Origin of the sequence: Waltera intestinalis (assembly GCF_009695995.1) — a bacterium.
Lineage (GTDB): Bacteria > Bacillota > Clostridia > Lachnospirales > Lachnospiraceae > Acetatifactor > Acetatifactor intestinalis.
In genome coordinates, this window is the sequence record NZ_VUMU01000001.1 from 42,624 (window position 1) to 68,328 (window position 25,705).

At 49.1% G+C, this 25,705-nt stretch carries 27 protein-coding genes; 21 read left to right on the plus strand and 6 right to left on the minus strand.

Annotated elements, in window-relative coordinates:
- Nucleotides 1–68: 68 nt before the first annotated feature.
- The 9 genes from FYJ59_RS00180 (at nucleotide 69) to trpS (ending at nucleotide 9,488) form a co-directional block, all read left to right on the plus strand.
- Nucleotides 69–548, plus strand: coding sequence for a hypothetical protein (locus FYJ59_RS00180; RefSeq protein WP_154494787.1), 480 nt, complete (start codon nucleotides 69–71; stop codon nucleotides 546–548).
- Between the two features lie 19 nt (nucleotides 549–567).
- Nucleotides 568–2,124, plus strand: coding sequence for a glycoside hydrolase family 28 protein (locus FYJ59_RS00185; RefSeq protein WP_154494788.1), 1,557 nt, complete (start codon nucleotides 568–570; stop codon nucleotides 2,122–2,124).
- Nucleotides 2,125–2,174: 50 nt separating this feature from the next.
- Nucleotides 2,175–3,011, plus strand: coding sequence for a sugar phosphate isomerase/epimerase family protein (locus FYJ59_RS00190; RefSeq protein WP_154494789.1), 837 nt, complete (start codon nucleotides 2,175–2,177; stop codon nucleotides 3,009–3,011).
- 54 nt (nucleotides 3,012–3,065) lie between these two features.
- Nucleotides 3,066–3,827 carry a tRNA threonylcarbamoyladenosine dehydratase gene (locus FYJ59_RS00195; protein ID WP_154494790.1) on the plus strand — a complete coding sequence of 254 codons (762 nt, stop codon included), beginning with the start codon at nucleotides 3,066–3,068 and terminating at the stop codon, nucleotides 3,825–3,827.
- Between the two features lie 73 nt (nucleotides 3,828–3,900).
- Nucleotides 3,901–5,661, plus strand: coding sequence for a methyl-accepting chemotaxis protein (locus tag FYJ59_RS00200; protein WP_154494791.1), 1,761 nt, complete (start codon nucleotides 3,901–3,903; stop codon nucleotides 5,659–5,661).
- Between the two features lie 86 nt (nucleotides 5,662–5,747).
- The gene (locus FYJ59_RS00205) at nucleotides 5,748–6,308 is read left to right on the plus strand and encodes an RNA polymerase sigma factor (protein ID WP_328597179.1); all 561 of its coding nucleotides are present in this window, start codon (nucleotides 5,748–5,750) and stop codon (nucleotides 6,306–6,308) included.
- 12 nt (nucleotides 6,309–6,320) lie between these two features.
- Nucleotides 6,321–6,938, plus strand: a complete 618-nt coding sequence (locus FYJ59_RS00210; protein WP_154494792.1) for a hypothetical protein — start codon at nucleotides 6,321–6,323, stop codon at nucleotides 6,936–6,938.
- 3 nt (nucleotides 6,939–6,941) lie between these two features.
- On the plus strand, nucleotides 6,942–8,291 hold the full coding sequence (locus tag FYJ59_RS00215) for an MATE family efflux transporter (RefSeq protein WP_118550652.1): 1,350 nt from the start codon (nucleotides 6,942–6,944) through the stop codon (nucleotides 8,289–8,291).
- 108 nt (nucleotides 8,292–8,399) lie between these two features.
- Nucleotides 8,400–9,488 carry a tryptophan--tRNA ligase gene (gene trpS, locus FYJ59_RS00220; RefSeq protein WP_022153541.1) on the plus strand — a complete coding sequence of 363 codons (1,089 nt, stop codon included), beginning with the start codon at nucleotides 8,400–8,402 and terminating at the stop codon, nucleotides 9,486–9,488.
- A gap of 83 nt (nucleotides 9,489–9,571) precedes the next feature.
- Here the strand turns inward: trpS and FYJ59_RS00225 are convergent, their stop codons facing one another.
- Nucleotides 9,572–11,035: a hypothetical protein gene (locus FYJ59_RS00225; protein WP_154494793.1), complete on the minus strand. Its 1,464-nt coding sequence runs from the start codon at nucleotides 11,033–11,035 to the stop codon at nucleotides 9,572–9,574.
- Nucleotides 11,036–11,170: 135 nt separating this feature from the next.
- On the opposite strand from FYJ59_RS00225, the gene FYJ59_RS00230 reads away from it, so the two are divergent.
- The 8 genes from FYJ59_RS00230 to FYJ59_RS00265 all read left to right on the plus strand — a co-directional run bounded on the left by FYJ59_RS00230 (nucleotide 11,171) and on the right by FYJ59_RS00265 (nucleotide 16,516).
- On the plus strand, nucleotides 11,171–12,187 hold the full coding sequence (locus FYJ59_RS00230; RefSeq protein ID WP_154494794.1) for a hypothetical protein: 1,017 nt from the start codon (nucleotides 11,171–11,173) through the stop codon (nucleotides 12,185–12,187).
- Nucleotides 12,188–12,264: 77 nt separating this feature from the next.
- Nucleotides 12,265–12,450 carry a hypothetical protein gene (locus FYJ59_RS00235; RefSeq protein ID WP_205839411.1) on the plus strand — a complete coding sequence of 62 codons (186 nt, stop codon included), beginning with the start codon at nucleotides 12,265–12,267 and terminating at the stop codon, nucleotides 12,448–12,450.
- A 206-nt stretch (nucleotides 12,451–12,656) separates the two neighbouring features.
- Nucleotides 12,657–13,679 (plus strand): stage V sporulation protein AD, encoded by a 1,023-nt coding sequence (locus tag FYJ59_RS00240; protein ID WP_154494795.1) that lies wholly within the window; start codon nucleotides 12,657–12,659, stop codon nucleotides 13,677–13,679.
- Between the two features lie 111 nt (nucleotides 13,680–13,790).
- Nucleotides 13,791–14,042 carry a hypothetical protein gene (locus tag FYJ59_RS00245; protein ID WP_022153424.1) on the plus strand — a complete coding sequence of 84 codons (252 nt, stop codon included), beginning with the start codon at nucleotides 13,791–13,793 and terminating at the stop codon, nucleotides 14,040–14,042.
- Between the two features lie 109 nt (nucleotides 14,043–14,151).
- The gene (locus FYJ59_RS00250) at nucleotides 14,152–14,526 is read left to right on the plus strand and encodes a RidA family protein (RefSeq protein WP_118505147.1); all 375 of its coding nucleotides are present in this window, start codon (nucleotides 14,152–14,154) and stop codon (nucleotides 14,524–14,526) included.
- Nucleotides 14,527–14,605: 79 nt separating this feature from the next.
- A complete protein-coding gene (locus tag FYJ59_RS00255) occupies nucleotides 14,606–15,112 on the plus strand; it encodes a shikimate kinase (protein ID WP_154494796.1) in 507 nt (168 codons plus the stop codon).
- A gap of 38 nt (nucleotides 15,113–15,150) precedes the next feature.
- Nucleotides 15,151–16,083, plus strand: coding sequence for a DMT family transporter (locus FYJ59_RS00260; RefSeq protein ID WP_154494797.1), 933 nt, complete (start codon nucleotides 15,151–15,153; stop codon nucleotides 16,081–16,083).
- 76 nt (nucleotides 16,084–16,159) lie between these two features.
- Nucleotides 16,160–16,516, plus strand: coding sequence for a SpoVA/SpoVAEb family sporulation membrane protein (locus tag FYJ59_RS00265; protein ID WP_154494798.1), 357 nt, complete (start codon nucleotides 16,160–16,162; stop codon nucleotides 16,514–16,516).
- Here the strand turns inward: FYJ59_RS00265 and FYJ59_RS00270 are convergent, their stop codons facing one another.
- The gene (locus FYJ59_RS00270; protein WP_154494799.1) at nucleotides 16,517–17,011 is read right to left on the minus strand and encodes a DUF5721 family protein; all 495 of its coding nucleotides are present in this window, start codon (nucleotides 17,009–17,011) and stop codon (nucleotides 16,517–16,519) included.
- Nucleotides 17,012–17,221: 210 nt separating this feature from the next.
- Here FYJ59_RS00270 and FYJ59_RS00275 point away from each other — a divergent pair, with 210 nt between their 5' ends.
- Nucleotides 17,222–18,058, plus strand: a complete 837-nt coding sequence (locus tag FYJ59_RS00275) for a DegV family protein (RefSeq protein WP_154494800.1) — start codon at nucleotides 17,222–17,224, stop codon at nucleotides 18,056–18,058.
- Between the two features lie 8 nt (nucleotides 18,059–18,066).
- Here FYJ59_RS00275 and FYJ59_RS00280 read toward each other — a convergent pair whose 3' ends face one another.
- The 4 genes from FYJ59_RS00280 to FYJ59_RS00295 all read right to left on the minus strand — a co-directional run bounded on the left by FYJ59_RS00280 (nucleotide 18,067) and on the right by FYJ59_RS00295 (nucleotide 22,464).
- Entirely contained in the window at nucleotides 18,067–18,774 is a 708-nt protein-coding gene (locus FYJ59_RS00280; RefSeq protein WP_154494801.1) for a LytR/AlgR family response regulator transcription factor, read from the minus strand.
- A gap of 113 nt (nucleotides 18,775–18,887) precedes the next feature.
- Nucleotides 18,888–19,169 carry a DUF1294 domain-containing protein gene (locus FYJ59_RS00285; protein ID WP_328597180.1) on the minus strand — a complete coding sequence of 94 codons (282 nt, stop codon included), beginning with the start codon at nucleotides 19,167–19,169 and terminating at the stop codon, nucleotides 18,888–18,890.
- Nucleotides 19,170–19,225: 56 nt separating this feature from the next.
- Nucleotides 19,226–20,452: an argininosuccinate synthase gene (locus tag FYJ59_RS00290; protein ID WP_154494802.1), complete on the minus strand. Its 1,227-nt coding sequence runs from the start codon at nucleotides 20,450–20,452 to the stop codon at nucleotides 19,226–19,228.
- 266 nt (nucleotides 20,453–20,718) lie between these two features.
- The gene (locus FYJ59_RS00295; protein WP_154494803.1) at nucleotides 20,719–22,464 is read right to left on the minus strand and encodes an Rqc2 family fibronectin-binding protein; all 1,746 of its coding nucleotides are present in this window, start codon (nucleotides 22,462–22,464) and stop codon (nucleotides 20,719–20,721) included.
- 400 nt (nucleotides 22,465–22,864) lie between these two features.
- On the opposite strand from FYJ59_RS00295, the gene argC reads away from it, so the two are divergent.
- The 3 genes from argC to argJ are packed head-to-tail and all read left to right on the plus strand — an operon-like array spanning nucleotide 22,865 to nucleotide 25,677.
- A complete protein-coding gene (gene argC, locus FYJ59_RS00300) occupies nucleotides 22,865–23,923 on the plus strand; it encodes an N-acetyl-gamma-glutamyl-phosphate reductase (protein WP_022153412.1) in 1,059 nt (352 codons plus the stop codon).
- A 39-nt stretch (nucleotides 23,924–23,962) separates the two neighbouring features.
- Nucleotides 23,963–24,424 (plus strand): GNAT family N-acetyltransferase, encoded by a 462-nt coding sequence (locus tag FYJ59_RS00305; protein WP_154494804.1) that lies wholly within the window; start codon nucleotides 23,963–23,965, stop codon nucleotides 24,422–24,424.
- 29 nt (nucleotides 24,425–24,453) lie between these two features.
- Complete coding sequence (gene argJ, locus FYJ59_RS00310) at nucleotides 24,454–25,677, plus strand: bifunctional glutamate N-acetyltransferase/amino-acid acetyltransferase ArgJ (protein WP_154494805.1); 1,224 nt, start codon at nucleotides 24,454–24,456, stop codon at nucleotides 25,675–25,677.
- Nucleotides 25,678–25,705: the final 28 nt, after the last annotated feature.

Genomic DNA, 25,705 nt, shown 5'->3' on the forward strand with positions numbered 1-25,705 from the left:
TACACAAAACGGCGTTCTTTTGTTACAATAAACGTGCAGGAGAACGCCTTTGTTATATAGGAGGAACTATGACAATTCAGGAAATCAAGGCACTTCCCCGTACGGAGGAAGGCATCTTTGACTTAAAAAAGGTGCAGGCAGATGCAGGACGAAGGAACATCTATCAGGCTGCGGATCTGGTATATCCAACATATGCGGCATATGAGACCATCGAGAATAAAAAGGAAGGATATCCGGATATCATGGCGCAGATGCGTGTGCTGAAAAAGCATGCGGAGAGCGAATTCACCGCGGGAAACGGCGCTGATTACACTGCAGCACTGCTTCATACCGTAGAGCAGATCAGCCCGGAGATCTATGAGAATTACAGAGAGCTTTTAGATAATTTCCGTGGTGCCGTGAAGCGTATGCTGGAGCAGTATTATGATGCAAAAACGAAAACCTTCGCTATGGATGAAACCTCGGAAAAAGTATTCTGCGGTGCCGTACAGAAGGCATGCGGGGAATATTTACTTTTAGCGGAAAAATATCAGGAGTGCATGAGGTAGAAACGAGAGGAAACAGCGCATGGAAATCAGACATATTATGCATACTGCCCGCAGTGCGACCATTGAGATCGCAGACGGCGGCAGATATTTTACAAAACAGCCCATAGAATTACGATTAAACGGTGAGCCCACCCTCACTACAGAGAAGACCATCACTTCCTTGTTTGATTTAAAGCCGGATCAGAAATATGTGGTGGAAGCTTACGTGAATGGTGAAAAGCAGGGTGAAGTATCTTTCAAGACAGATTATGAGTATGTGACCCTGGATGTGACCAGATTCGGTGCCAAAGGTGACGGTGAGCACGACGATACCCATTTTATCCAGGCTGCCATCATGGCATGCCCGGTGAACAGCAGAGTGTATTTTCCCGCAGGAACCTACCGTATTACCAGCCTGTTCTTAAAAAGCCACATCCGTATCGAACTGGCAGAGGGTGCGGAGCTTAAGGCATTTACCGACAGAGAGAAATTCCCCACATTCCCCGGCATGCTACAAAGCTATGATGAGACCGACGAGTACAATCTCGGCACATGGGAGGGGAATCCCTTACCTATGTTCTCCGGCATCATCTGCGGTATCGGTGCAGAAGACGTGGTGATCTACGGACAGGGTAAGATCAACGGCAACGCTTCTAAGGAAAACTGGTGGAAGGATCCCAAGGTCATGAACATTGCGTTCCGCCCCAGACTGTTTTTCATCAGCGGATGTAAAAATGTGACTTTACAGGGAGTGACCTTCTGCAATTCGCCTTCCTGGACATTGCATCCCTATTTCAGCAACGATCTGAAATTCATCGGTGTGACCGTGCAGAATCCCAGCGATTCTCCCAACACCGACGGACTGGATCCTGAGTCCTGCAAAAATGTGGAGATCCTGGGCGTGCGTTTCTCCCTGGGAGATGACTGTATCGCAGTCAAGAGCGGCAAAATCTACATGGGCAAAAAGCACAAGACTCCTTCCGAGAACATCCACATCCGCCAGTGCCTGATGGAGAACGGTCATGGTGCTGTAACTCTGGGCAGCGAGATGGCAGGAGGCGTGGTGAATCTGACGGTGGAGGACTGCATTTTCCGTCATACAGACAGAGGCCTGCGTATCAAGACCCGCCGCGGCAGAGGAAAAGATGCAATTCTAAGCAACATTATTTTCCGGAATCTGACCCTGGATCATGTGATGACACCGCTTGTGGTCAACTGCTTCTACTTCTGCGATCCCGACGGCAAGACCACTTATGTCCAGTCCAGAGATGTCTACCCTGTGGATGACAGAACACCGCAGGTGAAAAAGATGGTATTTGAAAATATGGATTGCACCAACTGCCATGTGGCAGCAGCTTATTTTGACGGACTTCCGGAGCAGAAGATCGAGGAGATCTACATGAAGGACATCTCCATCAGCTATGCCGAGGATGCAAAATGTGATGTACCTGCCATGTCGGATGGTGTAGAAAAAAGCAGTAAGAGAGGACTTTTTGCAAGAAATGTTGCAAAATTGACCCTGGATAACGTGAGAATCGAAGGACAGGTTGGAGAGGCTTACGAGCTGGAAGGCGTAGATGAGCTGATCCGGCGTTGATGATAAGCAGGATCAGGAAGATCAGACCTGAACCTGGAATGGAGGAAATTATGCAGTTAGGAATCCGTTTACATGATACGAAAAAGCTTCCTTTTGAGGAACGTATTGCCAATGTCCATGAGCTTGGCTTTGCCTGCGGACATCTGGCACCCGGTAAGGTGATCACCGAGTTTCCCACTACCGATGAGGCACTGACCCCGGGACTTGCCATGTATATGAAAAATGTATTTGCGAAAAATCAGGTGGATGTTGCGGTGCTTGGATGCTATCTGAATCTGGCAAATCCAAATCCGGGGCAGCTTGCGAAGATCACCCACCGCTATATGGCACATATCCGTTTTGCTTCGTGGCTTGGCTGCGGTGTGGTGGGAACCGAGACCGGTGCTCCCAACGAGACTTATACCGCAGTACCCGAATGCCATGGTGAAGAGGCTTTGCAGACCTTTATCACCAACTTACGTCCCGTCGTAAAATATGCCGAGCAGATGGGTGTGGTCATGGCCATCGAGCCGGTATGGAAGCATATTGTCTACAATCCCGCCAGAGCGAGAAGAGTGCTGGATGAGATCAATTCGCCCAACCTTCAGATCATTCTGGATCCGGTAAATCTGCTGGATCACTGTAATTATAAGGATCAGGTAGCAATTGTGGATGAAGCCATTGATCTGTTAGGTGAGGATGTAGCAATGGTACATCTCAAGGATTTTATCCCCGAGGATGGGAAGCTTAGATCCGTAGGCTGCGGTCTGGGACAGATGGATTACACATCCGTGCTGAAGTTCATGAAGGAGCGCAAACCTTTTATCCATGCGACTTTGGAAGACACCACACCGGAAAATAATGTGCAGGTGAAAAATTTTATTCAGGGACTCTATGACAATCTGTAAAGTTGTGATATACTCTTACGAGAGTATTCCCAGTAGATTAGTAGGAGAACTGAAATGTTAAATGAATTTTCCAGAACAGAATTATTGATCGGCAAGGAAGCCATGCAGCGCCTGTACAATGCAAGAGTTGCTGTCTTTGGCATCGGCGGTGTCGGCGGTTATGTGGTGGAGGCTCTGGCGCGCAGTGGCGTGGGAGCCTTTGACCTGATCGATGACGATAAGGTCTGTCTGACGAATATTAATCGTCAGATCATTGCCACGCGGAAGACCATCGGCAAATACAAGGTGGATGTCATGGAGGAGCGGGTGCATTCCATCAATCCTGAGGCGCTTGTTACGGTGCACAAATGCTTTTATCTGCCGGAGACTGCCGACCAGTTTGATTTTACCCGGTACGATTACGTGGTGGATGCGGTGGATACCGTGACTGCCAAGTTGGAGATCATCATGCGGGCGAAGGAGGCGGGCGTTCCCGTTATCAGCTGTATGGGAGCCGGCAATAAATTAGACCCCACGCAGTTTCATGTGGCGGATATCTACAAGACCACTATGTGTCCCTTAGCGAAAGTCATGCGCAGAGAACTGAAAAAGCGTGGTGTGAAGAAGCTGAAGGTGGTGTATTCTACGGAAAATCCGGTGAAGCCGCTGGAAAATATGGAAAACAGCTGCAACACAGGCTGTGTCTGTCCTCCGGGTACCACTCATAAATGCACGGACAGAAGAGCTATCCCCGGCAGTATTTCATTTGTGCCGTCCGTAGCGGGACTGATCCTCGCAGGTGAAGTGATCAAGGATCTGATTGCTGAAAAAGCATAGCTTTTTTATTAACAGTGCGGTATAATTCTATTATGCATGGACTGTTAAGACTACAAAGGAGGTTGCTTTATTTATGACAGAAGAGGTAAGCAAAGAACAGATCAAAGGGGAAAATGGGACAGGTATTGATGAAGCCAAGCGCCTGAAGGGGAAAAAGGGAGCTAACATGGTAGTCAAGATCCTGGCGATCGTACTGGTACCGCTTGTGGCTATCGCACTCATTGCCATCCTGGCATTGAATTCTGCAGGGGACAGGATTTCCGACGTGATGATGAAGCATGAGCTGTCAGCGACGGAATATGCACTGGAAATGAGCCTGAACACTTCTGCTCCCGGAGACTTTACATACGAGAACGGAGCACTTTATAAGGGGGAAATGAATCTTACGGACAATAAGCAGGTACTCGATGCTTTCAAACAGAATGCCGGTGTGGATGTGGCACTGTTCTGGGGCAGCGATCTGGCAGTGACCAATCTGACCGGAGATACCATCACTCTGAGTGAGAAGGTGGCTTCTAAGGTACTGGGTGGAGAAAGTTATTTTTCCAATTCCCTGAAGCTGGGTGATACCGGATGTTATGCATATCTGGCACCTTTAAAAAATACGGACGGCACGGTTGTGGGTATTCTGGCTGCCTGTATGCCGGTAAGGGAAGTGAATGCACTTTATAAAGGAATCGTAACCGGAAGAGCAATAGCGATTCTGATCCTTGTGGCAGTATTCTGTGTCTCCACTTTTATTGTAGTAGGTATGATCTCCAAAGCACTACTGGGTGTAGTAGGTAACCTGGATCAGATCGCGGAGGGTAAATTGAACTTCAAGGTTCCCGATAAGCTGTTAAACCGCAGTGATGAAGTGGGTAAGAGTGCACGGGCCGTATACTCTGTAGTGACCGGATTCTCTGGTATTATTCAGGATATTCACAACTCTATGCTGGATATGAATGAGTTCACGGGAACGTTCACCAGCAATTTTGACAGCATTGGACAGTCCATTTCTTCTGTAAATACAGCAGTGAATGAGATTGCCCAGGGAGCTACCACACAGGCGGCGGATACCCAGAAAGTCAGCGAAAGCATGAACGAGATGAGCAATGCACTGGGCCGTACGGCAGACAGTGTTAATGCTTTGAGTAGCAGTGCTGCCAACATGAAGGAAAGCAATGCCACCGTGGACAGCACCCTGAAGGAACTGTTGGAGATCAGCTCTCATACACAGCAGTCGGTGGATCAGGTGCAGGAGCAGACCAATATCACCAACGAGTCCGCACAGGCGATTCAGGCAGCTACCGATATCATCGCAGGTATTGCGAACCAGACCAACCTGCTGTCATTAAATGCCAGCATTGAGGCGGCTAGAGCCGGTGAGATGGGCAGAGGCTTCGCAGTCGTAGCGGAAGAGATCCGTGGTCTGGCAGACCAGTCCAAGGAATCCGCAGACAAGATCCGCGGCATCGTGGAGAACCTGATCAGCAATTCCAACCAGAGCGTTCAGATCATGAACGGTGTGGTAGGTGAGATCCATCAGCAGAACGAGAAGCTGGGTACCACGCTGAATGTCTTCAGCACCCTGAACCAGGAGGTTCAGAAAGTAGTCGGTGAGATCAATGTGATCTCCGGCGAGCTGGATCATATTGAGAGTTATAAGACGGATGTGGTGGAGAAGATCGATGGACTTACCGAGATCTCCCAAAACAATGCGGCAAGCACCGAAGAGACCGCAGCTACCATGGATCAGCTGGCGGAGATCGTGGAGGATTGCCGACAGGCTACCATACAGCTGAATGAAATTGCGGATTCACTGAATGTAAATGCGAAGAAATTCCAGCTTTAATTTGGATAGGCGGGATAAATAGAGGAAGAGCAAGGGGGCACTGTTACATAATTGTGGCAGTGCCCTTTCTGGAAAGGAGAGAGCCTGTGGAAGATACAGCGATACTGGAACTGTACTGGGCGAGGAATGAGCAGGCAATCGCAGAGACGCAGAAAAGTTACGGAAAATATTGTTACAGCATTGCCTACCATATCCTGCATGACAGGGAGGATACGGAAGAGTGTCTGAATGATACCTGGATGCGGGCATGGAATGCCATACCTCCGAAAAAACCGAACCGGCTGGAACTGTTTTTGGGAACAATCACCCGCAATTTATCGTTTGATAGATGGAAGACAAAGAATGCAAAAAAACGGGGAAGCGGACTCATGGATACCACGCTGGATGAACTGGCGGAGTGTATTCCCGCAGCCAACGATACGGAAAGCATTGTGGAAGCAGCGGAGTTAGAGCGGAGCATCAATGCTTTCCTGCATACGCTCTCCGAACAGGAATGTAATGTTTTTTTACGAAGGTACTGGTTCGTGGAGGAGTATGTCCAGATCGCAGAGCGTTATGGCATGAATCTGAATACGGTGAAGACATCCCTGTTCCGCACGAGAAAAAAGCTACAGAAATATCTGGAGCAGCAGGGGATTGTCTTGTAAGAGGAAGAGAAGATGAGCGAGCAAAACAGAGAAAAAGAAGAAAAATTGTTCCGTGCCCTGTCCGGTGTGGAGGAGGAATTATTGCATCGGAGTGAACAGAACGAAGGCGTGGAAAAGCGGAAAGCAAATGGGAAAATACGCAGATTTCCGCTATACTATGTGTCCCGCATTGCGGCAGCCTGTCTTTGCTTCGTGGTGGTGGGAGTGCTGTACGTGACAATGAGCAGTACCAAAATGGCAGACAGCACCGGTGCGGATACAGCGGCACCGCAGTCAGCATACAGCGCAGGCGCAGATGGTGCGGCACCGGCGGAAGATTTTGAAGCGGCGAAGGCAGGGGATACCGCAGAAGAGGCGGAGATGGCAGCGGCTGCGGCAGATATGACGGAAGGTACTGTGGCGGAGGTGACGGCAGACACGGATGGCACCGTTACAGAGAATGCGCAGCAGGCGGCACAAAACAATGACAGCATGGATGAGAAGCAGAGAAGCCAGCCCACTGTAAGCGGCAATGAGGCGTCCGGTGCAGAGGACAGCATGGAAGAAGCAGAACAAGATCAGGAAGAGACACTTATAGAAAAACAGAAGAGCCCCTCCTTAGAGAAAATGAAAAGGAAAGGACAACAATAAGCAATGAGTACGATAGAGAAACATGACATGACCCAGGGAAAGATACTGTTGCCTTTAGTATCGTTTACGATTCCCCTGGTACTGGGCAATCTGTTTCAGCTGACCTACAACGCTGCGGACTCCGTGATCGTAGGAAAATACGTGGGAGAGCAGGCACTGGCAGCAGTGGGAACTTCCACACCGATTATGAATATAGCGATCCTACTGATCAGTGGAATGTGCATGGGAGCCAGCGTCTTAATGAGCTCCCAGTATGGTGCCAAGGATTATGATACTCTGTCGAAGCAGATCAGCACCACCATGCTGGCAGGTTGCGGATTCTCTGTGGTATTTTCATTGCTCATGCTGCTGCTTGCGACACCGGTGCTTCGGCTGATCCGGGTGCCGGAGACTGCGATTCCGGAAGCCGCGGTATATCTTCGGATCATTTTCCTGGGACTGATATTTACATTTATCTATAATTTCCTGGCTAACACCATGCGGGCGTTGGGAGACAGTAAGACACCGTTGTATTTTCTGGTAACCAGTGCTTTTTTAAACATTTTCGGAGATCTGTTCTTCGTGGTGGTATTACGATGGGGCGTGGCGGGAAGTGCCATTGCCACAGTGTGCAGCGAGGGCCTGTGCTGCCTGCTGTGCGGCATTTATATCAAGAAAAAGATTCCACTGTTATGCCTTGGGAAAAAGTGGTGGGTCTTTGATAAGAGCCTGCTTGGTAAGACTGTCAGCTACGGCAGCACCAGTGCCATGCAACAAGTATGCTTACAGCTGGGCAAGCTCATCATTCAGTCAGTAGTCAATACTCAGGGTGTGGCGGTTATGGCAGCATTTACCGCAGTGAACCGCGTGGATGATTTCGCTTATACGCCGCAACAGAACATCGGACATGCCATGACGACTTTCCTGGCGCAGAACAAGGGCGCCGGACACAAAGAGCGCATGAAGAAAGGTTTTCAGACAGGATTGTTGATCGAGCTGGTCTATTCCATCGGTTTGTTTGCGGTGATCTGGGGCCTGGCTCCGCAGATCATGACTCTGTTCGCCGAGGATGGGGATGCGCAGGTGGTATCTCTCGGAATCAGTTATCTGCACCTGATCTCCTGGATGTATATCCTGCCGGGAATGACCAACGGAATCCAGGGATTCTTCCGCGGCATCGGCGATCTGAAGGTGACACTGTACAGCACCTTTATGAATATGTTGGGCAGAGTTGTGGCGGTATTCGTGATGCTGCGTCTGCTGCATATGGACTTCGCCAGTCTGGCGTGGGCCAACATGATCGGCTGGATCGTGATGCTGTTGTTCGAGATACCGTTATTGGTGAAATCCCTGCGCAGCGGCGAGTGCGGGTAGAGTGAAAGGTAGGAAAAAGTTTTTCGGACCCGTTGTACTACTGTGGAAAAAATGGTATGATAAATTTAATGATGTATAGCTGCTTTGGCGGCGGATTGAGAGGATGAAATGGACAAGATTATTTTAACGGGCGACAGACCCACCGGCAGACTACATGTAGGACATTATGTTGGATCGCTCAGGAGACGTGTGGAGCTGCAGAATTCCGGCGAATATAAGAAGACCTTTATCATGATCGCAGATGCACAGGCTCTGACGGATAATATCGAGAATCCCGAGAAGGTGCGCCAGAATATAATTGAAGTGGCACTGGATTACATGTCTTGTGGACTGGATCCTGCTAAGGCTACGATTTTCATTCAGTCTCAGATCTCCGAATTGTGTGAGCTGACTTTCTATTATATGGATCTGGTGACCGTAGCCAGATTACAGAGAAACCCGACTGTTAAGAGCGAGATACAGATGCGTAACTTCGAAGCGAGCATTCCGGTAGGCTTCTTTACCTATCCGATCAGCCAGGCTTCTGATATTACTGCATTTAAGGCAACGACTGTTCCGGTAGGTGGTGACCAGCTGCCGATGATCGAGCAGACCAGAGAGATCGTGCACAAGTTCAATACCGTATATGCACCGGTACTGGTAGAGCCTAAGGCACTTTTACCTGAGAACGAAGCATGCCAGAGACTGCCCGGCATCGATGGTAAGGCAAAAATGAGCAAATCCCTGGGTAACTGCATCTACCTGTCAGACAGTGCAGATGATGTGCGCACCAAGATCATGAGTATGTACACCGATCCGGAGCATCTGTTAGTCAGCGACCCCGGACACCTGGAAGGCAACACCGTATTCACTTATCTGGATGCTTTCTGCCGGCAGGAACATTTTGAGAGATATCTGCCGGATTATGCAGATCTGGACGAACTGAAAGCACACTATACCAGAGGCGGTCTGGGAGATGTGAAGGTGAAGAAGTTCCTGAATAATGTTATGCAGGAGACTTTGGAACCGATCCGTAACCGCAGAAAAGAACTGGAGAAGGATATTCCCGCAGTTTATGATATCCTGAAAAAAGGCAGTGATGAGGCACGTGAAGTGGCAGCGCAGACTCTGGCTGAGGTGAAGAGTGCAATGCGTATCAACTACTTTGAGGATGCAGAGCTGATCCGGATGCAGAGCGAGAAATACGAAGGACAATAAAGACGAATTATTAAGAAAAAGGACATTTCCGCAGATCGGAGACGTCCTTTTTTGTATACACTGAATACGCAGGCCATTTATTATCAGTTGTTGCCGTAATTGACATACAGCGATGTCTTTTGGAAATACTGAGCGACCTTCCTGCTGGTGGGATCTTCCGGGTCACCGGGGAGATCACCGGTATAGATCAACGCCGGCTGATGCGTAAACGGTGTCAGTACCACATCCGTAACCTCCGGATCATTCAGGAGAAGCAGACGGTCTTCGTATTCCGCAGCGTAGGCAGTGGCTTCCCCATCTGTCAGTACCCGGATGGCTTTCATGGCGGAAGTTTCCTGCCACAATCCGGTACAGGGGATGCTGAATAACAGAACTGCCATAGCAAGATAACGAGCGGTGTTAAGCTTTCCTGAGACTTCTATTCTCTCCGGGGGTTTCGGTCGTGCCTGCATTTTCAGAACTACAAAGCCGATCCAATAGAAGAATACGGTAAAACTGATCAGTAGGAACATATAATAGACGATGGCAACCGCCCGGCCCGGTCCCGTGGAGTTCATGGTATAGAACAGGGGACAGGACATGGAGCAGAACAGTCCGTAAGCATAACCGGTAAACAGAATAGGGTGGGAGAAAAATGCTCCGTTTTTCTTCTGCAGGATCCGCAGGAAGACCGGCAGCAGAAGCAGCGCGGCAAGCACCCACCACAATCCCGTCCAGGCAAAGGTATAACGGATGCCCTGTAACAGACATTTTGCAATCGCTTTCCAGGCAGGAATCTTCCACATGCCGCTTTGACGTACGTGATTGCCGGGAGCCATGGCGCTTACGGCGAAGGACAACAGGAGAACGACAGAAGTAATCCCGCAGATATATGCTTTTTTATTTTTCTGTAACAGTAACAGAAGTGTTATGGTTACTGACAGAAGCATACAGGGAAGAAGAGAAACATAGTTGCCACCGCCCAAAAAGACAGCGAACAGGAGTAGTGGAAGCAACAGGATCCGCTTTCCATTGTCCAGGTAGCGAAACAGTGTGCCGAGGAAAAACAGTGTCGCGGCAAAGAAACCGGTGTAATACATGGAGCCATTGTACCAGTAGAAGCTGTCACTTTGAAATTCCACTGTCTGAATACACAGAAAGCTGAGAATGGAAGAAACGGTGATCCATTCTCCGCAAGTTCCCGGCAGAAAACGGCGGAACAGAGGACACAGCAGATAAAAAATACCTCCGCACAATAAAAGCAGGATCACGAAAGTCACCAGATGATAGGCGGTATTGGAAAATACATTGGGTGCAAGATACATCAGGAAAAGCGCTGAATAGGTTCCCTGCCAGATCTGATAGCTGTCTGCGACACCTGCGCAGGCAGCGTCAAGCGTTTGTATGATGCTCCCTGTCTGCTGCCAGACCAGATGAGTCTCCGCACCGTAATAATAATCGTCGCCGGTGGGATAATTGTAGCGTCCCAGCCAGATCAGAGGGATCAGACCGAGTAGCAGGATCGCAAGGAAAATATATGGTTTCCATTTCGCAAAATTATTTTTCATAAGGGGAATGACTCCTGAGCAGATTTTGTAATACTATGATCAGTATAACATACCTGCAAAGACAGGAAAAGAGACTTGTTTTGCAAAAGATGAGAGTATATAATCAGCTTAATGACGGCGGAAGGAGGATGCGCCATGGATAAGAAAGATAACAGAAGTTCGGAAAGAGAGCCGGAAGGAAATAGCTTTGATTATGAAGAACTCTCAAATGAGCCTGCGGAGGATCAGGACTATGAAGAGTACCGGGAAGAGGATGATTTTGACGAGGATGAAGAGGTGGTATTCCATTTTAGACCATGGATGATCCCGGTGTTTGCGGGAATGATGATCCTGGCGATCCTGATCTGCATTCCACTATGGAAATTAAGCAGCCATAGCGGGGAAGCGGGAGACAGCGACGCATTGGTAACAGCAACGGAAGCACAGACGACAGAGGCTGCAGGTATCCCGGAGACGGTAATGGCACCTGAGGTGTCCACAGAACCGATTTCCACACCGGAGCCTACGGCAACGCCGACAGAGACTTCGCAGGCGCCCCCGGCAGCAACACCGGAAGCAACAATACAGCCGACAGAGGCACCGGCGGCTACGGAGATCCCCAATGCCAATAGTGCCGGAAATGCTCTTGCGGAAGGAAACGCCATGACATTCGGAGATGTGAACGAGACCGTCACCGCCAAAGATGTAATTAACCTTCGCAGTACTCCCTATACCGGAGACGAAGGAAATGTGGTGGGACAGCTGAAAAACGGAGAGATGCTGGTCCGTACCGGCAGAAACGATTCCACCGGCTGGTCCAGACTGGATTATAACGGGCAGACCGTCTATGCGGTGTCCGCATACCTGACGACCGACCTGACTTACACGAAATCGACAGCGCCGGTGAATTCCAACCGCGTCAGCACCCAGGACGGCAGAGTGATCGTATTTGTGGATTGTGATGACTACATTACCCCCAAGGATCTGATCAACCTGCGGACAGAACCCAGCACCAGCGAGGGGGAGAGTACCGTGCGTACCCAGGTGCGGAATGGTACCAACCTGCATCGTACGGGATACAGTGAAGCCTCCGGCTGGTCCAGGGTAGAGTATAATGGAGAGATTCTGTATGCTGTGACCAGTTACGTGGTCTCCGGAACTGCTCCGGAATGACGTTTTCTTATTTCGGTCTTACGGTAAGTCTTTGAATCAGGCCGTTTTCATCGGTCTCGCGGACGGATTTAAGCGATGTGGAGATCAAGTGGGCGGCGAGACAACAAGGGATCCTGGTCAACTGCCTGTCGGAATATTGTTTTGCGAATGCACAGAAATACCGGGGGATCCTGGTCATCCACTATTCGGATATGGAGGATGAGGTGCTGCAAAAAGTGATCGGAGCGCTGGAGGAGATTTTTTGTAACTATTCAGAGCCATGAAAAACTGCGTTCTGCGAATGCTTGCATTCAGGCAGATAAGCAGTTTTATATGGCGAAGTAACCACATGAGCAAAAGGAAAGCTACGAAGTAGCGGTTTTGCGAATGGGGTTCTGAATAGTTACAATTTTTTATAATTTATAATTCTTCGCTAATGCGGGAACACTGACAAAAAAGAATGCAGTGTTGTCGCATGGAAGGAGAAATTATGAATCAGAGAGTGGGAAGAAGCAGTATCCGTCTGGCGCAGCCGGTGTGTGTGATCGCCGGTGCCGCTATTGTAGGGAAAAAAGAAGGCGAGGGACCGTTAGGAGCCCTGTTTGACATGGTGGGAGAGGATGATCTCTTCGGCTGTAAGACATGGGAAGAGGCGGAAAGCAATCTCCAGAAGGACGCAGTCTACATGGTCATGGAAAAGGCTGGGTGGAAAGCAGAGGATGTTTCGTATCTCTTCGCCGGTGATCTGTTGGGACAGTGCATTGCCACTTCCTTCGGTATCTCCGCTTACAATATTCCCCTGTTCGGAGTCTATGGTGCCTGCTCTACCTGCGGGGAAGCGCTGACACTGGGAGCTGTGATGGCAGCGGGAGGCTATGCGGAGCATGTGGTCTGCGTGACATCCAGTCATTTCGCCAGCGCGGAGAAGGAGTTCCGCTTTCCGTTAGATTATGGGAACCAGAGACCTCTGTCTGCCAGCTGGACGGTGACAGGAAGCGGAGCCTTTGCCCTAGGGCTGAATCAGAAATGCAGAGCCCACATCACCGGCATGACTCCCGGGCGGATCGTGGACTATGGACTCAAGGATTCCATGAACATGGGGGCCTGCATGGCACCTGCTGCCGCAGATACCATCGAACGCCACCTGGAGGATTTCCATGTGCAGCCTAGGGAATATGACCGGATCATCACCGGGGATCTGGGAAGCGTGGGACAGACAGTGCTGATCGATCTGCTGAGGGAGAAGGGGATTGATATTGCCGGCAGACACATGGACTGCGGCATTGAGATCTTTGATGCAGATGCCCAGGACACCCATGCCGGTGGCAGCGGCTGCGGCTGCAGCGCCGTGACTCTGGCAGCATATATTCTCCCGAAGCTGGAATCCGGCGAATGGAAAAAAGTCCTCTTCCTCCCCACCGGAGCCCTGCTCAGCAAGACAAGTTTTAATGAAGGCAAAAGCGTGCCGGGAATCGCACATGCGGTAGTATTGGAGAGTCCGGTGGTGAAATAGGGAAAAGCAGCAGGTCAGAAATGAAATCACTCTTGCAAGTGCTGTAAGTTACTGGTAAAATAAACCTCAAACGGCGAAAAATATTATGCCGGGAATGGCTGGTGAGTCAGAATGCGCAGGATAGAATTTAAGATGGAACGACCGGGACTGTTGGAGGTCGGACAGAAGATCACGGTTACGGAGGGACTTCTGCCCAGCAACTATTACTATACGATAGACCCTTCCCTGGCAATGTCTCCGAATATTCCGTTCCGCTACCGCCTGAAGAACCGGGAGGGTGTCGTGGCGGATATTGTGGAGAATTCCAGAGGATTCTACGTGACGGCGGAATTTGATGAGCCGGAGGTAGATATGACAAAGTAAACGCCGGGGATGTCGCAGAAATTTCGGAACATGCCGGGTAGCAGGCAGCTCAAGGCGCAGATGACAGATTTAAGGAAGAATTATTTATAGGAAGAAAGAGGAGAATATTATGTTACAGAAGATTTCAACAGACAAAGCACCCGCAGCGATCGGACCTTACTCCCAGGGTATCGTACTGGGCAATATCTTTTTCGCATCCGGACAGATTCCCATTGATCCCGCTACCGGCGAGATTCACGGAACTACCATCGAGGAACAGGCAGAGCAGGTAATGAAGAATATCGGCGAGCTGTTAAAGGCAGCAGGCACCGATTACACCAGAGTAGCCAAGACCTCCTGCTTCCTGGCAGACATGGGCGATTTCGCAGCGTTCAATCAGGTCTATGCAAAGTACTTTACTGAGAATCCTGCCAGAAGTTGTGTTGCAGTCAAGACCCTTCCCAAGAATGTATTATGTGAAGTGGAAGTCATCGCAGAAGTATAATTATAATGAAGAACGAGACGGAAGATCGTCGCTTACAGGCGGCGATTTTCTTGTGTATAGGTAAGGTGGACAGAAATTTATGAAAAATAATATTACTCTGATCGGCATGCCGGGTTCGGGAAAAAGTACGGTAGGTGTCGTCCTGGCGAAGCGGCTGGGCAGACGTTTTGTGGATTCCGACCTGGTGATCCAGGACAGACACGGCAAATTATTACACGAACTGATCACGGAATATGGTGTGGAAGGCTTCTGGCAGATTGAGAGCGACGTGAATGCGTCCTTAGATCTGGAGAACAGCATCATTGCTACCGGCGGAAGTGCCTGCTACGAGCCGGAAGGCATGCAGCATCTGCGGGAGATCAGTATGGTGGTATACCTGAAGCTTCCCTATGAGGAAGTGGAGAAACGGCTGGGGGATCTGAATGCCAGGGGCGTGACCCTGCAGCCCGGTCAGACCTTGCGGGATCTGTATGATGAGAGAACCCCTTTGTATGAGAAATATGCGGACCTCATCATAGACTGTAACGGAAAAATGCTGCGGGATATAGTGGCGGAGATCGCTGAGAAATATAAAAAACAGTCCTGATAAGAGTAAAATATAAGGAACGGAAAATAAATACAACTATGGAAAATACAAGAGCAAAAACAACGAGAAACAGCCTGATTCTTCTGTTGACAGCCACTATCTGGGGCATGGCATTTGTCTCCCAGAGCAAGGGTATGGATTACATGCATCCGTTTACTTTTAACGGCGTCCGTTCTCTGATCGGCGCTGCCGGTATTCTGGTGTATATTCTGATCAGTCGGAAGATCGCGGGAGACAAGGCAGTAAAATTAGACTGGAAACTGAATGTCAAGGCAGGGCTTCTGTGTGGTATATTCCTGACCATTGCCAGCACCCTGCAGCAGTTCGGTATCAAGTATACCAGTGTCGGCAAGGCGGGATTTATCACGACCCTATATATTATTTTTGTGCCCATGTTTGGCATTTTTTTGAAGAAAAAGGTAGCACCGGTGGTCTGGGCGGCAGCCGGCATGGCAGCAGTGGGAATGTATCTGCTCTGCATGACAGAATCATTGCGCCTGGGGGCAGGGGATATCATGGTATTTTTATGTGCTATTGCTTTTGCGATACAGATCATGACGGTTGATCATTATGCAGCGAGAATCGATGGAGCGGTGGTATCCTGCATCCAGTTCACAGTGTGCGGTGTCGTCTGCTGCATCGGGGCGCTTATCTGGGGACAGCCGACTTTCGGACAGATCCAGGAAGGTCTGGGTGCACTGCTGTATGCCGGTGTCTTAAGCTGCGGTGTGGGCTATACTCTGCAGATTGTGGGTCAGAAGGGCTTGAATCCCACGGTGGCAGCGCTCATCATGAGTCTGGAATCCGTCATTGCCACCATTTCCGGATGGATCGCTTATAAGATCGGTTTTTTAAGTACGGATCAGACACTGACTACGAGACAGATCGCAGGCTGTGTTATCGTATTTGCCGCTGTGATCCTGGTACAGCTTCCGCCGGAGTGGTTCCGGTTTGGCAAAAAGAACGATTAAACGTATAAAGAACGCATAAATTCAGGAAAAAGTGCAGAGACTGTCCATAAACAGATATAAGGAGGAAACGCAGAGGATGGATTATATCAATGCTTTCTGGGTGGGTGGTCTGATCTGCGCGCTGGTGCAGATCCTGATGGAAAAGACGAAGATGATGCCGGGACGCATTATGGTGCTCTTAGTGGTCACCGGTGCCGTGCTCAGTGCGCTTGGCTGGTATGAACCTTTTCAGGATTTTGCGGGAGCCGGTGCCAGCGTACCGCTGCTTGGCTTTGGAAATGTGTTAATGAAAGGCGTAAAAGAAGCAGTGCAGGAACAGGGATTTTTAGGTCTTTTTGCGGGAGGCTTTCGGGCAGGAGCTGTGGGAACCTCCGCAGCGCTGATCTTCGGTTATCTGGCAAGTTTTCTCAGCAAGCCGAAGATGAAGGAATGATCAAAGTTCCTCGTAAGAGATTCCCTTCAGATCCAGATATTTTTTCAGCGCCTTGTCCCAGGCGGTATCGGCACTTTTGTCCATGGTGAAGGTCTGGTAAGCACATCCGGTGGTGAGAACCGTTTTTTCCCCATCGTAGCGGATGTTCAACACCAGGGCACGGATGACGTCAGGGTCCACCTGGGCTTTTGTAAGCATGGCAGCGGCTTTATCCGGCTGCATATGAAGCACAAATTTAAAATACAAAGGAGTGTGTTTTCCCTTGATCAGGTCAAAGCACAGTCCTTTTATTTTGCTAAAAGACTGCAGTTCCCAGGGAATACAGTCTTCGCCCCGCTCTTCGGCAGGATAGAAGTCCTTGTTGATATGCCCGTCGATGGTTACGGTGAGGGCGGTGCTGATGGTGGCTTCTTCCAGAAGAAAAGGATCAAAGGTATCCGCTACCAGTAGGTGATTCATAAAATTTTTCGTGGATGTAATCTGTAATGCGATCATCAAGGCTCCTTACTCCGGTGATTGTATCTTGCGTTCCGGTGTCATGCGATATAGAAATAGTATAAACGATGTACGGGAAAAAGGAAATATGAATATTTTGTGTAAAAGCTTTACGAACGAAATGTTTCGTGCTATTATAAGTAGTATTAAAAACTACATAGCATGGTTTGTAAAAAATAACAAATAATTAATAATATGGAGACAGATATTATGAGTTTCAAAATCGTAGTAGACAGTTGTTGTGAATTGCCGGAAGAGTATCTGCAGGATCCCCGGTTTGAGATCGTTCCGCTGGGACTGGAAGTGGGAGACTATAGGATCCAGGATGATGAGAGCTTTGATCAGGCAGAGTTTTTGAAAAAAGTAGCGGAATCTCCTCAATGTCCCAGATCTGCATGCCCTTCCCCGGAGAAGTTCCGGGAGGCTTATTGTACAGAGGCAGAGCATGTATATGCCATTACATTATCTTCTCATCTGAGTGGAAGTTACAACAGCGCCGTGCTGGGAATGAATCTGTATCGGGAAAAATACGGTAAGAAGCAGATTCATGTCGTCGATTCCGAATCCGCCAGCTGCGGTGAGACGCAGATCGTGAAGAAGCTGGTAGAACTGGAGGAACAGGGTCTTCCCTTTGAAGAGATCGTAAAACAGATCGAGGAATTCCGCAGCAATATGCATACGTATTTTGTACTGGATAATCTGGAGACTCTGCGTAAGAACGGGAGACTGACCGGCGTGAAGGCACTGGTGGCATCCACCTTAAGCATTAAGCCCATTATGGCAGGAGACAAGGGAAATATCGTGCAGAGAGGACAGAGTATCGGTATGAAGAAGGCACTCCGCAGAATGGCAGAGATCATTTTAGAGGAAGTCGGAGACACCCAACACCGTACACTGATGATCACCCATTGTAGTGCACCGGACCGCGCCGAGACCATCAAAAAGCTTCTTACGGATAAGGTACAGTTCAGAGATTGCCTGATCATGGACACCCGTGGCGTCAGCAGCATGTACGCCAATGACGGCGGCGTGATCGTAACAGTGTAAATGGAAAGTTACGCGTGATACTCTGCCAAAAGCTGTTTTGCGTAAGCAACGCAGTTTCTGTGCAGCGGGAACTTTTTCCCATCGCACATAATGACTTTACGGAATCCCAGCTTCTCCATGTATCTTCCGTTGAGGATGGCCCTAACGGTAGGGGCAAAGAAGGTGGGATGATTTTCTATTTGGGAGAATAAATTGATGGCGGTGGTAGCGACTTTTACGGTACGGCCGTCCTTCAGGGTTACGATGACATTGCGGCCCTCTTCCTCGGCGTAGAGAATATCCGGTTCGGTCACATAGATGGTATCCTCATCCTCACGAAGCTCGATGAGGGGAACTGCTTTCGCCATGATCTCCAGAGCATGGTCAATGCTCTGCGCCAGCTCTGCTACTTTGATGGGCTTATCTAGGAAGATGACATTTTCCGGATAGGTCTGTTCCCTGTAATTGATCTTGGAACAGCATAATATAATGGGAGCGTTGACACCCTGTGCTGTGAGGGCATTGACCACATCCGTACCGGTGGTCCCTTCTGTCAGACACATGTCGATATAAAAGGCATCGTATTGCATGGGATTGGACAGCAGTGCGGTAGAATTACCAAAAGAATCGGTATAAATGATCCCCGTAGATGCAGCACGTTTGTCGGATTCCCGCTTTAGCAAGCGCTCTAACTGTTTTCTGTCGGCTACATTATCATCACATACTGCTATATGCATATCGACACCTCCCAAATACACGCAGAGACAGATATCCGGAATCTGCTCCGTGTATGTTATTCCTCTGTAAATACGAAAGACTGAACTTATATACAATCAGTATAGCATAACTTCTACCTGAATAAAAGGACAAAAAGCAGTACCTGTACCACAAGGATCGCCGGCATTCCGTATTTGAAATACCAGTGTTTCGTCTTGTGGCGGAAATGCTGCATTCCCAGAATACATCCCAGGCTGCCGCCCAATAGCGCCGTTAAAAAAAGAGAAGCCTCCGAGATGCGCCAGGCACCCCGGATGGCTCTTTTTTTATCGACGCCCATGATGATGAATCCTGCCAGGTTGATACCGATCAGATAGACCAGTCCCACGGCAGTAATTGTCTGCATTGTAATCATAGACACCTCTTACTGCATCATTTCATAGCTTTATTCACAAAATCGCTGAATAACTATTAGTTGCCGAGCTTCTTCTCGTTCTCCTGCAGCTTCATGGCACGAACCTTCAGGGACAGACCGAACAGATTGATGAAGCCTTCTGCATCGTGATGGTCATACAGATCACCGGTGGTGAAGGAGGCCAGGTTCTCATTATACAGAGAGTAAGGAGAAGTGGTTCCTGCCTTGATGATGTTGCCCTTGTAGAGCTTGAATTTCACTTCACCTGTTACATATTCCTGGGTCTTCTCGATGAAAGCCTGCTCAGCCTCACGGAGAGGAGTGAACCATTTGCCTTCGTATACCAGGCTTGCGAACTTTGCACCCATTTCCTTCTCGAATGCATAAGTATCACGGTCTAAGATCAGCTCTTCCAGCTGCTGGTGAGCCTCCATGAGGATGGTACCGCCGGGAGTCTCATAGACACCACGGGACTTCATACCTACAACACGGTTCTCTACGATATCTACGATACCGATACCGTGCTTGCCGCCCAGCCTGTTCAGGGTACGGATGATATCGGATACCTTCATCTTCTCGCCGTTAACGGAAGTGGGAACACCCTTTTCAAATGTCATGGTCACATACTCACCCTCATCGGGAGCCTTCTCAGGAGTTACACCTAAGACAAGCAGATGCTCGTAGTTGGGCTCGTTGCCGGGATCCTCCAGCTCCAGACCTTCGTGGCTGATGTGCCAGATGTTACGGTCACGGCTGTAGGAAGAATCGGTGGAGAAAGGAAGATGGATACCATGCGCTTTGCAGTACTCAATCTCGGATTCACGGGAGTCCATGTTCCACTTGTCGCTTCTCCAGGGAGCGATGATCTTGATATCGGGAGCCAGAGCCTTGATACCTAACTCGAAACGGATCTGGTCGTTACCCTTACCGGTAGCACCGTGGCAGATAGCTACAGCGCCTTCTTTTCTGGCAATCTCTACCAGCTTCTTGGCGATCAGAGGTCTTGCCATGGAGGTACCTAACAGGTACTTGTTCTCGTATACGGCATGAGCCTGGACACAGGGAACAATATAATCATCACAGAATTCATCGATAACGTCTTCAATATACAGCTTGGAAGCGCCGCAGGCCTTGGCTCTCTCTTCCAGACCGTCGAGCTCCTCTGCCTGTCCGCAGTTGACACAGACACAGATAACTTCGTAGTCAAAATTCTCCTTCAGCCAGGGAATGATAGCGGTAGTATCCAGACCGCCGGAATAAGCTAAAACTACTTTTTCCTTCATGATAAAATCCTCCGTTTTATAGTGTGTATGATGCCAGGGGCAAAAGCCTAAAAGCACGAAGCAATCCGTAATGCATCAGATGTTGGGATCGTGTGTTACGCTCTGACATTTACTATACAACATTATATTCGCAAAAGCAAGCAGAAAAGTTGCATAAATAAATCATAAAAATGAATAAAACAAATTAAAATATGCACATAAATGTATAAAACAGAAAATATACAGTATAAATATGCATAAAATCAGGTGCCGGATGCATAGGCTGGTCAGTCGCTGAGCTTTTCGATACCTGAGATATCGCTGTCGATCATCAGGGAGTAGTTCGTATAATAGACCACGAATCCCGGCTTGGCACCGGCAGGCTTTTTGACCTGTTTTTTCTGGACGTAATCGATCTCCACTTTTTCCTGTTCCCTGCCTTTAGAATAGTAGGCAGCCAGTCTGCCCGCTTCTTCGAAAGTACGGTCCGGCAGCTCTTTCCCCTCGGTCTTTACTACCACGTGGGAGCCGGGGATGCCTTTGGCATGGAACCACCAGTCATTTCCTGTGGCGAATTTGAAGGTCAGTTCGTCATTTTGGAAATTATTTTTCCCTACATAAATATGGAAGCCGTCGCTGCTTAAATAGTGGAAGGGCCTGCTGGTGATCTTTGCCTTTTTCGTGCCGCCTTTTCGGCGGATGTAACCGCTCTGGGTCAGTTCCTCCTTGATCTCCACCAGGTCTTCTTCCTTCAGGGCAATGTCCAGTGCTGTGCTGATGGTCTCTAAGTGGTCGATCTCTTCCTTAACCTGGCAGGTCAACTCGGACAGCGCCTCATAAGTACGCTTTAATTTGCCGTATTTGTCAAAATATTTTTTCGCATTTTCCGTGGCGGAGAGGGTGGGATCCAGGGGGATCGTTACCGGCTCATTTGTATAATAATTCACGGCGGTGAAGGATCTGTCGCCGGGCTTTGCACTGTAACCGTAGGTGTTGAGCAGTTCACCGTAGACGCGGTATTTTTCCCGCTTCTCCGTGTCCTTCATCTGGGCCAGCTGGAGGTCATATTTTTTAATATCACGTTCCAGGGCTGTCTGGACGATACGGCGCAGGTCGGAGGATTTCTGACGGATCCTGGTTAATGTATTTTTCTCCGCATAAAAATGCTCCAGCAGGGCGGACATGGAAGTGTAGGATTCCAAATGATCCGCTCCCGAGCCATACATCGTCAGGGGAACCGCTGCATATTCCACGGGGCGGGTGCCGGTGTAGGCAATGCATGGAGAGAAGGCTTCTTCCCTGATAGAAGTGACCATTTTGGAAAAGATTCCGTATAAAGTATGGTAATCCGTGGGTGTCAGTGCCGCTGTAGGACGTTCCCCATCAAGACCGGCCTCATGACATAATTCCTGTGCCAGTACGGGCGAGATGCCGGTGAAGCTTCCGTAGACCGCCTTGAAGACCGGCTGGGGTTTGGCGGCAAGCATTTCACGGAACGTATTCTCATCGCAGGTCAGGGCATCCAGCTTGTCCTGGGTGTGGGCAATGAAGTAGGGACGTCCCGGCAGGACTTCCCGGACGCTGCTGACAGCGGAGGAGACATGCTTGATACTGTCGATGATGGTATTGTCGTCATTACAGAAGATCAGGTTACTGTGTTTGCCCATCAGCTCCATGACCAGTGTCTTGTGACGCAGATCGCCCATCTCATCCAGATGTTCAATGTCAATATGCACAATACGTTCCAACCCCGGCTGGGAGATGTTCACAATACGGCCGTTCTGCAAGTGTTTGCGCAGAAGCATACAGAAGTTGGGGGCCGTCATGGGGCTGGGTTTATTGGTTTCCGTCAGATAGATCAGCGGGAGAGAAGCACTTGCGGATAACAGCAGGCGCTTCTGCCCGGTGGGCTGTTTGATCGTCAGTAACAGTTCATCATTCTCCGGCTGGGCGATCTTGTACAGCCTTCCGCCGATCAGTTCTTTTTTCAGTTCAGATATTACACAGGCAATGGTAACGCCGTCAAAAGCCATAATTTCCTCATTTCCGCTCTCGTAGAAGCTAAAAAAATAGATGCGCGGATTGCATTGCGCAACACACTTATTGTAGCAGATTTTAATCGGAAAAGGAAGTACGGTAAAAGCAGAGTGAATATTATTCCATTATATTGCATAAAAACATAAAAGAAGCATGAATAAGCGCATAAATATACATATCAATCCAAAAAACATGCATAAAAATGAAAAAAGTAGTAGACATTTAGGAAGAAAGTGGTATCATGGAACTATTCAGAGTCAGATGAATATTGGAAAAGCGCAGCAGCGATTTTGCGAATGGGGTTCTGAATAGTTCCAAAGCAGAATTGCGGGAGCAGCTTGCTGCGAAGCAATTCGATGACACAGAAATGCAATGAAATGAGTGTGAGGTAAAAAAATGATCAGAGTAGGAATCATCGGAGCAACCGGTTATGCCGGAGGAGAACTGGTACGTATCCTGTTGAATCACAAGGATGCCAAAATCGTATGGTACGGTTCCAGAAGCTATATAGATAAAAAGTATTATCAGGTATACCAGAACATGTTTCAGCTGGTGGATGATATTTGTAAGGACGACAATCTGGAGGAACTGGCGAAGCAGGTGGATGTGATCTTCACCGCAACCCCCCAGGGATTCCTGGCAGGACTGTTATCCGAGGAAATCCTTTCCCAGGTGAAAATTGTGGATCTGTCCGCTGATTACCGTATCAAGGATGTAGCTACCTATGAAAAATGGTACGGCATCGAGCATAAGTCTCCGCAGTTCATCGAGGAAGCGGTATACGGACTCTGCGAGATCAACCGTGACAAGATCACGGAGAAGACCAGACTGGTGGCTAATCCCGGCTGTTATACCACCTGCTCGATCCTGACCGCTTACCCTATGGTAAAAGAAGGTATGATCGATGTGAATACCCTGATCGTGGATGCTAAGTCCGGAACTTCCGGTGCAGGCAGAGGAGCCAAAGTGCCAAACCTGTTCTGCGAAGTGAATGAGAATATGAAAGCCTACGGTGTGGCAAGTCACAGACATACTCCCGAGATCGAGGAGCAGTTAGGCTATGCGGGCAACTGTCAGGTGACCATCAATTTTACCCCGCACCTCGTACCCATGAACCGGGGGATCCTGGCAACCGAATATGCAACACTGAAGAGAAAACCGGACGGCACACTTCCTACATATGAAGAGGTAAAGGCTGTCTATGATAAATATTATGCAAACGAGAAGTTTGTCCGCGTACTGGATAAGGGCAGCTGCCCCGAGACCAAGTGGGTGGAAGGCAGCAACTACGTGGACATCAACTTTGTCATTGACGAGCGTACCGGACGCATCATTATGATGGGTGCACTGGACAATCTCGTAAAAGGCGCTGCCGGTCAGGCAGTACAGAACATGAACCTGCTGTTCGGACTTCCCGAGAGCGAAGGCCTGGAGCTGGTTCCCTGCTTCCCTTAAAGCAGACACAGGACAAGGACGAAAGGATTACATACATCAATGAGCAAACAGTTTACGATCAAATCAATGACCATAGAAGATTATGACGGTCTGCACGCCCTCTGGATGACCATTCACGGCTTCGGTATCCGGAGTATCGATGATTCCAGGGAAGGTGTGGAGCGTTTTATCCACCGGAATCCCGGCACCAGTGTGGTAGCCGTCGGGGAGGACGGAACCGTAGTGGGCGGTATCCTATGTGGTCATGACGGACGACGGGGCTGCCTGTATCATGTATGTGTGAGAGAAGATTATAGAAGACTTGGCATAGGAAAAGCCATGGTGGTCCACTGCATGAATGCCCTGAAAGAGGAGCACATCAATAAAGTCAGCCTGATCGCTTTTACCCAGAACGATATCGGTAATGCTTTCTGGAAATGCATTGGCTGGACAAAGCGGGAAGACCTGAACTATTATGATTTTACTTTGAATGAAGAGAACATTACAGCGTTTAATAAATAGAAACGGAATCGAAAGGAGAGCATTCCAATATGAAACAGATCCAGGGCGGTGTGACCGCAGCAAAAGGCTTTGAGGCAGCAGGTGTGGAGGCTGCCATTAAATATCAGAATCGTAAGGATATGGCACTGATCGTAAGTAAGGCACCCTGCACCGTGGCAGGTACGTTTACCTCCAACGTGGTAAAGGCGGCTCCCGTGCTGTGGGATAAGCAGATCGTGGAGCATTCCGCATTTGCACAGGCAGTGGTAGTCAATTCCGGAATCGCCAATGCCTGCACCGGCAGACAGGGGCTGGACTGCTGTGAGGCAGAAGCAAAATGTGCCGGAGAACTGTTAGACGTGCCCACGGATGCGGTACTGGTAGCATCCACCGGTGTCATCGGTATGCAGATTCCTGTAGATAAGATTACTGCCGGAATCAAAAAGCTGGTGACAGCTAAGGCGGACACCTTAGAGGCCGGTTCCGATGCGGCGCATGCCATCATGACCACCGATACTATTTCCAAGGAGATTGCCATTGAGACCGAGATTGGCGGCAAGACCGTGACATTAGGCGGTATGTGCAAGGGCTCCGGCATGATCCATCCGAATATGTGCACCATGTTAGGCTTTGTAACCACCGATGTGAACATTTCCAAAGAGATGTTGCAGAAGTGCGTCAGCGCAGACGTAGTAGATTCCTTTAACATGATCTCCGTGGACGGTGATACTTCCACCAACGATACACTGTTAGTACTGGCAAATGGTATGGCAGGCAATGAGGAGATCACCGCAGAGGGTGAAGACTACGACAACTTCTGCAAGGCATTGCACGAGATCACTACCTTCCTGGCAAAAAAAATGGCAGGAGACGGCGAAGGGGCAACGGCGCTGTTCGAAACCAAAGTGATCCATGCAGCCAGCAAGGAAGATGCCAGAACTCTGGCAAAATCCGTGATCTGTTCTTCCCTGACCAAGGCAGCTATCTTCGGACATGATGCCAACTGGGGACGCATCCTCTGTGCACTGGGATATTCCGGAGCTAAATTCGATCCGGAAAATGTAGATCTGTATTTTGAGAGTAAGAGCGGTAAGATCCATATTTTCGGTAATGGCGTGGCATGTGATTACAGCGAGGAAGAGGCTACGAAGATCCTCTCCGATCCAGAAGTCACCGCCCTGGTGGATATGCATATGGGGGATGCGGAAGCGACTGCATGGGGCTGTGATCTAAGCTATGACTATGTGAAGATCAATGCAGACTATCGTTCCTAAGACAGTGCGCGACATACGGAAGAAATAA

Coding starts and splice junctions, on each gene's coding strand:
- FYJ59_RS00255 (WP_154494796.1), top strand. CDS start 14,606: ATGAAAAATAATATTACTCTGATCGGCATGCCGGGTTCGGGAAAAAGT.
- FYJ59_RS00305 (WP_154494804.1), top strand. CDS start 23,963: ATGAGCAAACAGTTTACGATCAAATCAATGACCATAGAAGATTATGAC.
- FYJ59_RS00190 (WP_154494789.1), top strand. CDS start 2,175: ATGCAGTTAGGAATCCGTTTACATGATACGAAAAAGCTTCCTTTTGAG.
- argJ (WP_154494805.1), top strand. CDS start 24,454: ATGAAACAGATCCAGGGCGGTGTGACCGCAGCAAAAGGCTTTGAGGCA.
- FYJ59_RS00245 (WP_022153424.1), top strand. CDS start 13,791: ATGCGCAGGATAGAATTTAAGATGGAACGACCGGGACTGTTGGAGGTC.
- FYJ59_RS00240 (WP_154494795.1), top strand. CDS start 12,657: ATGAATCAGAGAGTGGGAAGAAGCAGTATCCGTCTGGCGCAGCCGGTG.
- FYJ59_RS00180 (WP_154494787.1), top strand. CDS start 69: ATGACAATTCAGGAAATCAAGGCACTTCCCCGTACGGAGGAAGGCATC.
- FYJ59_RS00185 (WP_154494788.1), top strand. CDS start 568: ATGGAAATCAGACATATTATGCATACTGCCCGCAGTGCGACCATTGAG.
- trpS (WP_022153541.1), top strand. CDS start 8,400: ATGGACAAGATTATTTTAACGGGCGACAGACCCACCGGCAGACTACAT.
- FYJ59_RS00210 (WP_154494792.1), top strand. CDS start 6,321: ATGAGCGAGCAAAACAGAGAAAAAGAAGAAAAATTGTTCCGTGCCCTG.
- FYJ59_RS00285 (WP_328597180.1), bottom strand. CDS start 19,169: ATGATTACAATGCAGACAATTACTGCCGTGGGACTGGTCTATCTGATC.
- FYJ59_RS00290 (WP_154494802.1), bottom strand. CDS start 20,452: ATGAAGGAAAAAGTAGTTTTAGCTTATTCCGGCGGTCTGGATACTACC.
- FYJ59_RS00200 (WP_154494791.1), top strand. CDS start 3,901: ATGACAGAAGAGGTAAGCAAAGAACAGATCAAAGGGGAAAATGGGACA.
- FYJ59_RS00270 (WP_154494799.1), bottom strand. CDS start 17,011: ATGATCGCATTACAGATTACATCCACGAAAAATTTTATGAATCACCTA.
- FYJ59_RS00260 (WP_154494797.1), top strand. CDS start 15,151: ATGGAAAATACAAGAGCAAAAACAACGAGAAACAGCCTGATTCTTCTG.
- FYJ59_RS00230 (WP_154494794.1), top strand. CDS start 11,171: ATGGATAAGAAAGATAACAGAAGTTCGGAAAGAGAGCCGGAAGGAAAT.
- FYJ59_RS00225 (WP_154494793.1), bottom strand. CDS start 11,035: ATGAAAAATAATTTTGCGAAATGGAAACCATATATTTTCCTTGCGATC.
- FYJ59_RS00295 (WP_154494803.1), bottom strand. CDS start 22,464: ATGGCTTTTGACGGCGTTACCATTGCCTGTGTAATATCTGAACTGAAA.
- FYJ59_RS00280 (WP_154494801.1), bottom strand. CDS start 18,774: ATGCATATAGCAGTATGTGATGATAATGTAGCCGACAGAAAACAGTTA.
- argC (WP_022153412.1), top strand. CDS start 22,865: ATGATCAGAGTAGGAATCATCGGAGCAACCGGTTATGCCGGAGGAGAA.
- FYJ59_RS00265 (WP_154494798.1), top strand. CDS start 16,160: ATGGATTATATCAATGCTTTCTGGGTGGGTGGTCTGATCTGCGCGCTG.
- FYJ59_RS00275 (WP_154494800.1), top strand. CDS start 17,222: ATGAGTTTCAAAATCGTAGTAGACAGTTGTTGTGAATTGCCGGAAGAG.
- FYJ59_RS00195 (WP_154494790.1), top strand. CDS start 3,066: ATGTTAAATGAATTTTCCAGAACAGAATTATTGATCGGCAAGGAAGCC.
- FYJ59_RS00215 (WP_118550652.1), top strand. CDS start 6,942: ATGAGTACGATAGAGAAACATGACATGACCCAGGGAAAGATACTGTTG.
- FYJ59_RS00250 (WP_118505147.1), top strand. CDS start 14,152: ATGTTACAGAAGATTTCAACAGACAAAGCACCCGCAGCGATCGGACCT.